The sequence below is a fragment of the Streptomyces toxytricini genome, from assembly GCF_014649915.1.
Classification (GTDB): Bacteria; Actinomycetota; Actinomycetes; order Streptomycetales; family Streptomycetaceae; genus Streptomyces; species Streptomyces toxytricini.
The window spans coordinates 89,606-100,657 of sequence record NZ_BMTY01000018.1 but is presented as its reverse complement, the minus strand read 5'-3'; the positions used below and the strand labels follow the sequence as shown (position 1 = coordinate 100,657).

Sequence of the window (11,052 nt, the reverse complement as noted above, 5' to 3'; positions counted from 1 at the left end):
GTCGGGGCGCTGGTCCTGGCGTCGGCACTGCTGCACGGCCTGGCCGCGCCGCGCGGCACCGCGGGCGCTCGCGGCACGGCGGAATCCGCTACAGGTCCTGCGGCAGCCTCTGCCACAGCTCCCGGCGGTCGGCGGAGCCGCGGAGGGCCGTGAGGACGGCCGGGTGGGGTTCGGCGTACAGGTCGGGGTAGTCGGCCTCGCCGAGTCCGGGGCGGACGGGGAAGGCGAGCCGTTCGGCGCCCAGGCGGAACTGGGCGTCCACGCCGGGTTTGTTGCCGCGCGGGTCCTGGCGGGCCCAGCCGCGGGAGCCGGGGAGCCGGAGGGCGATGAGGCCGTGGACGAGGGGCTGCGTGCCGTCGTCCTCGGTCAGCCGCTGGTAGCAGAGGCCGGCCGGGATGCCGCGGGCGCGCAGCAGGGCCACGAGGGCGTGCGACTTGGCGTGGCAGATGCCGTTGCGGGTCGCGAGGACGTCGGAGGCGCGCCAGGAGACGCGCAGGTCGCCGGAGTCCGCCGAGTGGGGGACGGCGTCCCGGACGAACTCGAAGGCCGCCTTGGCGTATGAGTATGCGTCCCCATGGGCGGACCACAGGCTGCCGGCCAGCTCCCGGACGTACGGATGGTCGTGGTCGACGGCCTCGCTCGCCGCCGTGTACGCGCGCTCGTCCGGGCTCCGCGGGATCAGCTGCATGGGGCGGAGCATAGGCATACCCCCGACCGCAATTCAATGGAATTGCGGTCGGGGGTATATCCATTCATGCGACCGTGCGCGGTCGGATCAGCGGGCCAGCTCTTCCTTCAGCGCCTGGAGGAAGCCGTCGACGTCCTCCTCGGTGGTGTCGAAGCCGCACATCCAGCGGACGTGGCCGGCGGCCTCGTCCCAGAAGTAGAAGCGGTAGCGCTCCTGGAGCCTGCGCGACACCTCGTGCGGCAGCTTCGCGAAGACCGCGTTCGCCTGGACCGGGTAGAGGATCTCCACCCCGTCGGTCTCGCGGACGCCTGCGGCCAGCCGCTGCGCCATCCCGTTGGCCTGCCGGGCGTTGCGCAGCCACAGGTCCTTGGCGAGCAGCGCCTCCAACTGGACGGAGACGAACCGCATCTTCGACGCGAGCTGCATCGACATCTTGCGGATGTGCTTCATCTGGCGCACCGCGTCGGGGTTGACCACGACGACGGCTTCGCCGAACATCATGCCGTTCTTCGTGCCGCCGTACGAGAGCACGTCGACGCCCGCCGCGTTGGTGAACGTGCGCATCGGCACGTCCAGGGAGGCGGCGGCGTTGGCTATGCGGGCGCCGTCGAGGTGCACCTTCATGCCGAGCGCGTGCGCGTGCTCGCAGATGGCCCGGACCTCGTCCACGGTGTAGACGGTGCCCAGCTCGGTGTTCTGGGTGATCGACACGACCTGCGGCATCGCCCGGTGCTCGTCCTCGAAGCCCCAGGCCTCCTGGTCGATCAGCTCCGGGGTGAGCTTGCCGTCCGGAGTGGGGACGGCCAGCAGCTTCAGGCCGGCCATCCGCTCCGGGGCGCCGCCCTCGTCCACGTTGATGTGGGCGGTCTTGGCGCAGATCACCGCACCCCAGCGGTCGGTCATGGCCTGCAGGGCCGTGACGTTCGCGCCGGTGCCGTTGAAGACCGGGAAGGCCTCCGCGTACGGGCCGAAGTGGCTGCGCATGACCCGCTGGAGGTTCTCGGTGTACTCGTCCTCCCCGTAGGCGACCTGGTGGCCGCCGTTGGCGAGGGCGAGGGCCTCCAGGATCTCCGGATGGACCCCCGCGTAGTTGTCGCTCGCGAAACCGCGCACCGCCGGGTCGTGCCGGCGGCGGGCGTCGGTCTTCACGGTTGCGGTGTGAGCCACAGACGCTGTCCGTTCACATCGATGGCGGACTTCTCCCAGACGCCGGCGATGGCCTCGGCCAGGTCCTTGACGTCGGTGAAGCCCGCGAACTTCGCATTGGGGCGCTCGGCGCGCATCGCGTCGTGCACCAGTGCCTTGATCACCAGGATCGCAGCCGCCGCTCCGGGGCCGTCCTCGCCCCCCGCCTTGCGGAAGGAGTCGGCCATCGCGAGGGTCCAGGCCTCGGCGGCGGCCTTGCCGGCGTTGTAGGCGGCGTTGTTGGCGACCGGCTTGTGCGCGCCCGACTGGCTGACCAGGACGTAGCGCCCGCGGCCGCTGCGGAGCAGGGCGTCGTGGAAGGCCATCGACGTGTGCTGGACGGTGCGGATCAGGAGCTTCTCCAGGAAGTCCCAGTCCGCGAGGTCCGTCTCGGTGAAGGAGGTGCTGCCGCGCCAGCCGCCGACGAGGTGGACGAGGCCGTCGACGCGGCCGAACTCCTTCTCGGTGCGGTCGGCCCACGCCTTGGTGGCCTCCAGGTCGAGCAGGTCCACGGTGTCGCCGGTGACGGTGGCGCCGCCGTGGGCGTACCGGGCCGCGTCCACGGCCTCGGCCAGGCGCGCCGCGTCGGCGTCGGACGCGACGACGACGGCGCCGGCCTCGGCGAGGCGCATCAGGGCGGCCCGGCCCGCGGGGCCGCCGGCCCCGGCTACCGCGACGACGGCACCCTTCAGCGGGGCCTCGGCGGTCCCGGCGTCCGCGGCGTTTCCGGTGTTCATCTGTGCAGCCTCCTGGGGGCGGGTGCTCACGCGGCGGCCTGCTCGGCGGCGTCCGCGGTCGGGGCGGTGATGCCCTTGGTGGAGGCGATCACACCCTTGAGCTTCTTCGCGAGGGCCTCGTAGAACATGCTGAGCGGAAACTCGTCCGGAAGCACGTCGTCCACGAGCTTGCGCGGCGGCTGCGTGAGGTCCAGGGCGTCGGGGCCCTTGGCCCACTTGGAGCCCGGGTGCGGGGCGAGGTAGGTGGAGACCAGCTCGTAGGCCTTGAACCAGTGGACGAGCTTCGGGCGGTCGATGCCGGCCCGGTACAGCTCCTCGATCTCGGCGCACAGCTGGTTGGTGACCTGCGGGGCGCGCATCCAGTCGATCTTCAGCTTGTTGTCCGTCCAGCGCACGACGTCGTGCTTGTGGAGGTAGGCGAAGAGGAGCTGGCCGCCGAGGCCGTCGTAGTTGCGGTTGCGGTCGCCGGAGACCGGGAAGCGGAACATCCGGTCGAAGAGGACGGCGTACTGCACGTCGCGGCCGTGCTCGTTGCCCTCGGACTCCAGCTTCACGGCCTCCTTGAAGGCGGTGAGGTCGCAGCGCAGCTCCTCCAGGCCGTACATCCAGAACGGCTGCCGCTGCTTGATCATGAAGGGGTCGAACGGCAGGTCGCCGTGGCTGTGGGTGCGGTCGTGGACCATGTCCCACAGGACGAAGGCCTTCTCGCAGCGCTCCTGGTCCTCGACCATGCGGGCGATGTCCTCGGGCAGCTCGATGCCCAGGATGTCGACGGCGGCCTCGGTGACCTTGCGGTAGCGGGCGGCCTCGCGGTCGCAGAAGATGCCGCCCCAGCTGAAGCGCTCGGGGGCCTCGCGGACCGCGATGGTCTCCGGGAAGAGCACCGCGGAGTGGGTGTCGTAGCCCGGGGTGAAGTCCTCGAAGGTGATGCCGAGGAAGAGCGGGTTGTCGTACCGGGTGCGCTCCAGCTCGGAGAGCCACTCGGGCCACACCATCTTCAGGACGACGGCCTCGAAGTTCCGGTCGGGGTTGCCGTTCTGCGTGTACATCGGGAACACGACCAGGTGCTGGCGGCCCTCGACGCGCTCCGCGGCCGGCTGGAAGGCGAGCAGCGAGTCCAGGAAGTCCGGCACGCCGAAGCCCTCGGAGACCCACTTGCGCAGGTCCGCGACGAGCGCCCGGTGGTATTCGGCGGCGTACGGCATCAGCGGAGACAGCGTCTCGACGGCGCGGGCCACGCGCTCGACGGCGGCTTCGACGTCGGCCTTGGCCGGGGCGTCGGCAGCGTCGAAGTCGATGGAGCCGTCCGCGGCCTGCCAGGGGCGGATCTCCTCCACGGCGGCCTTGAGCTCGGGCCACGCCGGGTGGTCGACCACCCGCGCACCGGCGGTTATCACCGCACCGCCAGAACCCGGCACAAGAGTTTCCGTCATGTCACTTCCTCCACAGGAGAACCTCACGTAAACCCAGGGTATGCACGGGAGGGTCTCCCGCTCAAGAGGGGGGCCAGGAAATTATTCGGCGCACCCCCCGCCGCGACCGCAATTCTTCCCGCCCTCGACCGCTGGAGCAGACGCTTCGTCAGTTCGTCAAGGCTGCGGTGGCGCGCCCACCCGCGGGTGACGCGACAGGGCCCTCCGGAGCCCGGCAGGGGCGGGCGGCCCTGGCGGGAACCGGCCCCCGGCGCCGTAGCGGTGCGTGCACGGGCGGTCTCATCGCGTGCGCGGCGCACTAGCATGCGTCCTCACCGCGCGCGCCGGACCTGGGACGCCGCGACCGCGCGGGCAGCCGCCGTCGACGGAAGCGAGAGAACCTTGACTTTCCTCACCATCGGTCACCGCGGGGTCATGGGCGTCGAGCCGGAGAACACGCTGCGGTCGTTCGTCCGCGCGGAGCGCTGCGGCATGGACGTCATCGCCCTGGACCTCCAGCTGAGCAAGGACGGCGTCCTCGTCGCCCTGCACGACCCCGGGGTGGACCGCACCACCGACGGCGCGGGCGCCGTCGCCGACCTGACCGCCGCCGAGCTGCGCGGCCTGGACGCGGGCCGGGGCGAGCGGATCCCGCTCTTCGAGGAGGTCCTGGAGGCGGTCCGGGCGCCGCTGCAGGTGTCGGTGCGGGACCTGTCGGCGGCCGCGGCGGTGGCGCGGCTGGTGGTGGAGCGGGACCTGGCCGGGCGCGTGGAGGTGGCGTCCTTCCACGACGCGGTGCTCGCCGAGACCGCCCGGCTGGTCCCGGGCGGCCGGACCGTCCTGTACTCGGACCTCGGCGGCGACGAGGCGGACGACGTCGTCGACCGGGCGCTCGCCGCGGGGGCGCGCACGCTGGCCCTGAACCTGCGGCGGCTCACGCTGGAGACGGTGGAGGCGGCGCACCGGGCCGGGCTGCGGGTCACCGGCTGGACGGTCAACTCCCTGGACCACCTGCGGCTGGCGCGGGCGCTGGAACTGGACGGCGCGGCCACCGACTTCCCGGAGATCCGCAGCACGGGCCGGTTCACGGCCTGAGCCCGCCCGCGGGCGGGCGCCGCCTTACAGCGGCTTGACCAGCAGTTCGAAGGCGAGGTCGTCGCGGAGCGGGACGCCGAAGCGCTCGTCGCCGTACGGGAAGGGGCTCAGCTCGCCGGTGCGCCGGTAGCCGCGGCGCTCGTAGTAGGCGATGAGCTCCTCCCGGAGGCTGACCACCGTCATCCGCATCTCCTTGGCCGCCCACATCTCGCGGCACCGGCGTTCGGCCTCTGCGAGGACCTCCTTGCCGAGGCCGCCGCCCTGGAGGCCGGGCCGGACCGCGAACATCCCGAAGTAGGCGTGGTCGCCGCGGTGTTCGAGCTGGCAGCAGGCCACGAGCTCGCCGTCGCGCTCCACGGCCAGGAGGACGCTGCCGGCGGTCCGGATGACGGCGCGGACCCCTTCCGGGTCGGTGCGCTGCCCGTCCAGGAGGTCCGCCTCGGTGGTCCACCCCGCGCGGCTCGCCTCGCCCCGGTAGGCCGACTCGACGAGGGCCACGAGCTCCGGCACGTCGGCCTCGACGGCGTGGCGGAACTCCAGTTCAACGGGCTGGGCGGTCGGCATCGGCGGGCTCCGTTCTGCGTGCTCAGCGGCATGCGGCATGCCGGTGGGGCAAGGACAGCCTAACCGGGCGCCGCGTGGGGGCCGTCCGGCCGGGGCATCTCTTCCCCTGACGCCGACGAGAACCGGGGGGGCCCAGCCGTGCACGGTCCAGCGATGTCCTCTTGGCCCTCCTTCGCCGCCGCCCTTCCCGCCTGGCTGACCGTGCTGGTGTGCGCCGTGAGCGGGGCCTGCTGCCTGCACCGGGCGTGCACGGCCGGGCGGCCGGAGCGCGGCCCGGCGGGGGGCGAGGCGGTGATGGCGCTGGGGATGGCGGTGATGGCCCTCCCGCCCGGGACCGCCCCGTGGGGGGCGCGGATCCTGCCGGTCCTGTGCTGCGGGGCCGCGCTGCACGCCGTCTGGCTGCTGCGGCGGGGGCTGCACCACACGCACCACCTGGTCGGGTCGCTGGCCATGGCGTACATGGCGCTGGCCATGTACGCGGGCGGCGGCCACGGGGGGCACGGGGGCGGCGCCGCCGGGCCGCCGCTCGTCACCGGCGCACTCCTCCTGTACTACGCCGCGTACGTGCTGCTCGGCGGGGCGCGGCTGGTGGCCGCGGGGCCGGCCGCGTCCGCCGCGGCGGCGGGGGCCGGGCCGGCGGGTGCGGGGCGCGGCGGGGAGGACGGGGAGGTGGCGCGCGCCTGCCGACTGGCCATGGGGACGGGCATGTTGGCGATGCTGCTGCTGATGTGAGGGCAGGGGAAACGTGTCCTGCGTCACCAATCGCCGGAGTGCGTACCTGCCGGTAGTCCGGCCCTCATAGGCTGGCGCCATGATGGTCCCCGCCGTTCTCCTCCTGCTCGGCGCCCTGACCGCGGTGCTCGCCCCGCGCCTGCTGGCCCGGGCCCAGTGGACCGGGCGTGAACCGGTCGTCGCGCTGTGGGCGTGGCAGTGCGTGGTGGGGGCGGTGCTCCTGTGCTTCGCGCTGTCGATGGTGTTCAGCGCGGCAGCCGCCTGGCTGGCGGTGCGGGGCCGGCTCTTCGCGGCGGCCCCGCACGGGGTGGTCGACGCCTACGGCCTCGGCCCGACGGGCGGCCCGTGGGCCGTCGGCACCGCGCTGCTGCTGGCGGGCGGCGGTCTGTGGACGGGGGTGCGGCTGGCCCGGGAGGTGCTGCGGGCGCGGGCGGGGCGGCGGGCGCGGGGCGCCGAGCTGATGGTCCGGGCGCCGCTGCTGCCGGGGGAGGTGCCGGCGCCGGGTGCCCGGCTCGTCGTCCTGGAGGGGCCGCGGCCCGACGCGTGGTGGCTGCCCGGCCCGGCGCCGCAGCTGGTGGTGACGACGGCCGCGCTCGGCAGGCTGAAGGGCAGCCAGCTGGACGCCGTCCTGGCGCACGAGCAGGGCCATGCGGCGGCCCGCCACGACTGGCTGCTGCACTGCTCGCGGGCGCTGGCCGGCGGGTTCCCGCAGGTGCCGGTGTTCGCGGCGTTCGAGGCGGAGATGCACCGGCTGGTCGAGCTGGCCGCGGACGACGTGGCGTCGCGCCGGTTCGGTCGGCTGACCATCGCGCTGGCCCTGGTGGGGCTGAACGAGGACCGGGGCGTCTTCGGCCCCTCGCCCGCCCCGCAGCCGCACGTGCCGGAGCGGGTGCGGCGGCTGCTGTCGGCGACGCCGCGGCTGTCGCCCGTGCGCCGGCTGCGGCTGACGGCGCTGGCGACGCTCGTCCCGGCGGTTCCGCTGCTGGTGGCGTTCGTGCCGGGGCTGCGGGCGCTCGCGTAGGGGCCCGCGGGGCGGACCCCCGGCAGCCCGGGCGGTGGCCGGTGCCGCGGCGCGTTCGGCGGCGCGGGCCGGATGGTGCGAGGATCTCCGCATGCGATGCGGGTGGGTTCGGTGGACTGGCATCGGCTGTGCGGTGCTCTGGACGGTGCTGACGGTCCTGGTGGCTGCGGGATGGCGGCCGCTGCTGTCCGGTGACGGCGCTGTGGCCGTGCGGCTGCACGCGTACGCCGTCCGGAACCCGGAGGCGACCGCCGTGGTGCGGGTCTTCTCCGACGTGGTGTGGGATCCGTGGATGATGCGGGCGCTGGCCGTGGCGGCCTGCGTGTGGCTCTGGCGCCGCGGGCGGGGGGAGCTCGCCCTGCGGGTGGCCGCGGCGACGGTGGCGGCAGCCCTGGTGAACCAGGGGATGAAGTCACTGATGGGGCGCGAACGGCCGGAGTGGCCGGATCCGGTGGATTCCGCTTCCTACGCGGCCTATCCGTCGGGCCATGCGGCGACCGCGGCGGCGGTTTGCCTGATGCTCCTGTGGTTGCTGCGGCGGCGGGTGCCCCGGCCGCCGGCGTGGGGCATGGCCGCTGCGGCTGTCCTCGCGGCCGTCTCCGTGCTGGGAGTCGGCTTCACACGGGTCTTCCTCGGGGTGCACTGGACATCGGACGTGCTGGCCGGCTGGGTGCTGGGAGCGGGGCTGGCGGCCCTGGCGATCACGGTGCCCCTGCGGGTGCGGCGTACGGGGCCGGGGCCGGCGGAGGCCGGACGGCGGGAGCCCTCCGGCAGGGCTTGACCTCAAGCGCGGTTGGGGTCGGAGGCTTCCTCCCGTGCCGCCGCCGCAGCAGGCCGGCGCGGCACTTCGCCCCTTGGAGGAGTCCCATGTCGAGCAGCACCGTTTCCGGTTCCGACCCCGTCGCCCCCGCCGCGGTCCCGGCCCGCCGTTCCCGCCTCGCCTGGTGGAAGCTCCTGGCCGCCGGCGCGGTCGGGGCGGCTGTCGTCAACCTGCTCGTGTTCGCCGTCGCCAGAGCCGCCGGCGCCTCGCTCGTCGTCATGGACCGCGGGCAGGAGCACCCGGTCACCACCGGCGGCGTCATCGCCTCGTCGGTCGTCCCCCTGCTCGCGGGCCTGGGCGCCGCACTGCTGCTCGCACTGTGGAAGCCGGTCTTCCTGCGGATCGCGCAGTGGGTGGGCGGCGGGCTGGCCCTGCTGTCGGTGGCAGGTCCGCTGATGTCGGACACCGACGGCGGCAGCGTCGCGGCGCTGGCGCTGATGCACGTCACCCTCGGCGCGGCGGTCGTCGCCGTGCTCGAGCTGCGCCGCAGGCGCTGACGGTGTCCGGGCGCGGGCGTGCTCTGCGCGATCCCCCGCGTCGCGCAGAGCAGCCGGCGCCGTGCGCCGAGTATATTGGCTGGAAGCCAGTCAACGCAGGAGTAAGCATGTCGCCGCGCAGCGCATCGGTCAATGAAGAATTGCGGCGACGCTCCCGGGAGCGGCTTCTCCAGGCCACGGTGGAGCTGGTGGCCGAGCGGGGCTACGAGGCCACGACGCTCGGGGACATCGCCGACCGGGCGGGCACCGCGCGGGGCCTCGTCTCGTACTACTTCCCCGGGAAGCGGCAGCTGCTCCAGTCGGCGGTGCACCGGCTGATGCACCTCACGCTGGAGGCGGCGCTGGAGCGGGAGCCGCGCAGCGAGGACGGCCGCGAGCGGCTCGCCCGCGCCGTCGACGCGGTGCTGGGGCTGGCCCGCGACCAGCCGCTGCTGATGCGGACCCACATGGCGGGCATCCTGCAGGCCGAGGGCTTCGTGCAGTGCCCGGAGCAGCAGAGGCTCGCCGCGCTGCTCCGGGACACGGTCGAGCGCTACGGCTCGGCCGACGTGGACACCGACTACCCGCTGCTGCGGGCCCTGCTGATGGGCGCGGTGGTGGCGGTCCTGCTGCCGGGCGCGCCGATGCCGGCGGCCCGGCTGCGGGCCGAGCTGTTCCAGCGCTACGGGCTGGACTGGGAGCTGGGCTTCCCCCCGGCGGCCGCGCCGCCGCCTGAGGGGACGGCTGCCGCCGCCCGGTTGCCGGGGCCGGCGGCGGGCGGGGTCAGCGGTACTCGGGCTGGGTCTGGACGTTGAGCCGGTCGAGCCGGACCCGCTCGGCGCTGTCGGTGCGCCGGTCGTCGATCCTGAGGACGTCGAGGCCCTTGGCGATGTCGTTCGAGTAGACGTGGCCGTTGTAGTAGTACGCGGACCACGATCCGCCGAGGGAGAGCTGGTCGGTGCTGAGCGGGCCGCGCTCGAAGTAGCCGATCTCCCGGGGCCGGGCGGAGTCGGTGAAGTCCCAGACGGACACGCCGCCCTGGTACCAGGCCTGGACCATGATGTCGCGCCCGGCGGCCGGGACCAGCGAGCCGTTGTGGGCGACGCAGTTCTCGGTGTCGGCTTGATGGCGCGGGATCTTGAAGTAGCTGCGGAAGGCGAGTTTGCGCTGGTCGCCGCGGCCGGTGATGTCGTAGATGCCGTTCGCGCCGCGGTTCGGGCCGGTGGCGTCGTTGCAGGTGGCGCCGCCGCCTCCGCCGAGCTCGTCGGTGAAGACGACCTTGTCGGCCTTCTCGTTGAAGGTCGCCGAGTGCCAGAACGCGAAGTTGGTGTTGTCCTGGACCCGGTCGATCACCCGCGGCCGCTCCGGGTCGCGGATGTCGAAGAGGATGCCGTCGCCCATGCACGCGCCGGCGGCGAGCCTCTTCGCGGGGAGGACGGTGATGTCGTGGCAGCCCGTGGTCTTGGAGACGCCGGGGTTGGTGGGCGCACCCGGGTTGCCGCCGTCGGGGAACAGCACGGGGAAGCCGACCACGGCGGCCTGGGCGGGTGCCTTGCGCGGGACCTTGACGACGGAGATGCCGTCGTGCGGGGGGCGGCAGTCGGGGAAGGCCTCGTTCGGGGAGTAGGAGGCCACGTACACATAGATGTCCCGGCCGTCCGGCACGAGGGTGTGGGTGTGTGAACCGCAGGCGGTCTCGACGGACTTGATGTAGCGCGGGTTCTTCTTGTCCTTGATGTCGAAGATCTTGATGCCCTCCCAGGAGGACTTCTCGGTGGCGGGCTGCGAGACGCTGTTGCAGGAGTCGTCGCTGCGCGAGGAGTCGGTGGAGAGGAAGAGCAGGTCTCCGTGGACGGAGATGTCGTTCTGGCCGCCCGGGCAGAGGACCGTGCTGACCGTCTTCGGGGCCTTGGGGTCGGCGATGTCGTAGATGGTGAAGCCGCCGTAGTTGCCGGCGTAGGCGTACCGGCCCTGGAAGGCCAGGTCGGTGTTGATGTCGTTCGGGAACGCGCGGGGGATGTTGACCAGCGGGGTGACGTTGGGGCTGTGCACGATCTCGTCCCGGCCTGGGATTTCGCCGGGTGCGAGTGCGCGGCCGGCCGGCGGGACCGCGCTCTGCGGGGCGCCCGCGCCGGGCGCCAGGTCCCCCGGGTCGGGGGTGGCGGCCGCGGGGTGTGCGGCGAGCAGGGCGGCGAGGAGGCCGCCCGCCGCCGCAGCCGCTGTGCGGATCCTCCGGTTGCCTCGGCCGGTGCGTCGCGGGTCGGCGGTGTGGTTCGGGGTCACTGTGCCCTCCCATGCTGTCCGGTCGATTCCGCTCTGGGT

Annotated in this window: 12 protein-coding genes; 6 read left to right on the top strand and 6 right to left on the bottom strand. The window is 73.6% G+C overall.

Going from position 1 to position 11,052, the window contains the following annotated elements:
* Positions 1-88: 88 nt before the first annotated feature.
* From IE170_RS22630 to IE170_RS22615, 4 genes are all read right to left on the bottom strand, one after another.
* On the bottom strand, positions 89-688 hold the full coding sequence (locus IE170_RS22630) for a transglutaminase-like domain-containing protein (protein ID WP_189811275.1): 600 nt from the start codon (positions 686-688) through the stop codon (positions 89-91).
* Positions 689-775: 87 nt separating this feature from the next.
* The gene (locus IE170_RS22625) at positions 776-1,837 is read right to left on the bottom strand and encodes a threonine aldolase family protein (protein WP_189811274.1); all 1,062 of its coding nucleotides are present in this window, start codon (positions 1,835-1,837) and stop codon (positions 776-778) included.
* Positions 1,834-2,610, bottom strand: coding sequence for an SDR family NAD(P)-dependent oxidoreductase (locus IE170_RS22620; RefSeq protein ID WP_189811273.1), 777 nt, complete (start codon positions 2,608-2,610; stop codon positions 1,834-1,836). The genes IE170_RS22625 and IE170_RS22620 overlap by 4 nt, the downstream gene beginning before the upstream one ends.
* 26 nt (positions 2,611-2,636) lie before the next feature.
* Positions 2,637-4,043, bottom strand: coding sequence for a DUF6421 family protein (locus IE170_RS22615; RefSeq protein WP_189811272.1), 1,407 nt, complete (start codon positions 4,041-4,043; stop codon positions 2,637-2,639).
* A gap of 381 nt (positions 4,044-4,424) precedes the next feature.
* Here IE170_RS22615 and IE170_RS22610 point away from each other — a divergent pair, with 381 nt between their 5' ends.
* On the top strand, positions 4,425-5,117 hold the full coding sequence (locus IE170_RS22610; protein ID WP_189811271.1) for a glycerophosphodiester phosphodiesterase: 693 nt from the start codon (positions 4,425-4,427) through the stop codon (positions 5,115-5,117).
* Between the two features lie 24 nt (positions 5,118-5,141).
* Here IE170_RS22610 and IE170_RS22605 read toward each other — a convergent pair whose 3' ends face one another.
* Positions 5,142-5,681, bottom strand: coding sequence for a GNAT family N-acetyltransferase (locus IE170_RS22605; RefSeq protein WP_189811270.1), 540 nt, complete (start codon positions 5,679-5,681; stop codon positions 5,142-5,144).
* Between the two features lie 153 nt (positions 5,682-5,834).
* On the opposite strand from IE170_RS22605, the gene IE170_RS22600 reads away from it, so the two are divergent.
* The 5 genes from IE170_RS22600 (at position 5,835) to IE170_RS22580 (ending at position 9,545) form a co-directional block, all read left to right on the top strand.
* A complete protein-coding gene (locus IE170_RS22600) occupies positions 5,835-6,413 on the top strand; it encodes a DUF5134 domain-containing protein (protein WP_189811269.1) in 579 nt (192 codons plus the stop codon).
* 79 nt (positions 6,414-6,492) lie between these two features.
* A complete protein-coding gene (locus tag IE170_RS22595) occupies positions 6,493-7,434 on the top strand; it encodes a M56 family metallopeptidase (protein WP_189811268.1) in 942 nt (313 codons plus the stop codon).
* 133 nt (positions 7,435-7,567) lie between these two features.
* Positions 7,568-8,215 (top strand): phosphatase PAP2 family protein, encoded by a 648-nt coding sequence (locus IE170_RS22590; RefSeq protein WP_229885076.1) that lies wholly within the window; start codon positions 7,568-7,570, stop codon positions 8,213-8,215.
* An 86-nt stretch (positions 8,216-8,301) separates the two neighbouring features.
* The gene (locus IE170_RS22585) at positions 8,302-8,751 is read left to right on the top strand and encodes a DUF6069 family protein (RefSeq protein ID WP_189811266.1); all 450 of its coding nucleotides are present in this window, start codon (positions 8,302-8,304) and stop codon (positions 8,749-8,751) included.
* 107 nt (positions 8,752-8,858) lie between these two features.
* Positions 8,859-9,545 (top strand): TetR/AcrR family transcriptional regulator, encoded by a 687-nt coding sequence (locus IE170_RS22580; RefSeq protein ID WP_189811265.1) that lies wholly within the window; start codon positions 8,859-8,861, stop codon positions 9,543-9,545.
* Here the strand turns inward: IE170_RS22580 and IE170_RS22575 are convergent.
* Entirely contained in the window at positions 9,514-11,013 is a 1,500-nt protein-coding gene (locus tag IE170_RS22575) for an LVIVD repeat-containing protein (RefSeq protein ID WP_373299038.1), read from the bottom strand. The two genes, IE170_RS22580 and IE170_RS22575, sit on opposite strands and share 32 nt — an antisense overlap.
* Between the last annotated feature and the right edge of the window lie 39 nt (positions 11,014-11,052).

Coding starts and splice junctions, on each gene's coding strand:
- IE170_RS22580 (WP_189811265.1), top strand. CDS start 8,859: ATGTCGCCGCGCAGCGCATCGGTCAATGAAGAATTGCGGCGACGCTCC.
- IE170_RS22600 (WP_189811269.1), top strand. CDS start 5,835: ATGTCCTCTTGGCCCTCCTTCGCCGCCGCCCTTCCCGCCTGGCTGACC.
- IE170_RS22605 (WP_189811270.1), bottom strand. CDS start 5,681: ATGCCGACCGCCCAGCCCGTTGAACTGGAGTTCCGCCACGCCGTCGAG.
- IE170_RS22585 (WP_189811266.1), top strand. CDS start 8,302: ATGTCGAGCAGCACCGTTTCCGGTTCCGACCCCGTCGCCCCCGCCGCG.
- IE170_RS22595 (WP_189811268.1), top strand. CDS start 6,493: ATGATGGTCCCCGCCGTTCTCCTCCTGCTCGGCGCCCTGACCGCGGTG.
- IE170_RS22620 (WP_189811273.1), bottom strand. CDS start 2,610: ATGAACACCGGAAACGCCGCGGACGCCGGGACCGCCGAGGCCCCGCTG.
- IE170_RS22630 (WP_189811275.1), bottom strand. CDS start 688: ATGCAGCTGATCCCGCGGAGCCCGGACGAGCGCGCGTACACGGCGGCG.
- IE170_RS22615 (WP_189811272.1), bottom strand. CDS start 4,043: ATGACGGAAACTCTTGTGCCGGGTTCTGGCGGTGCGGTGATAACCGCC.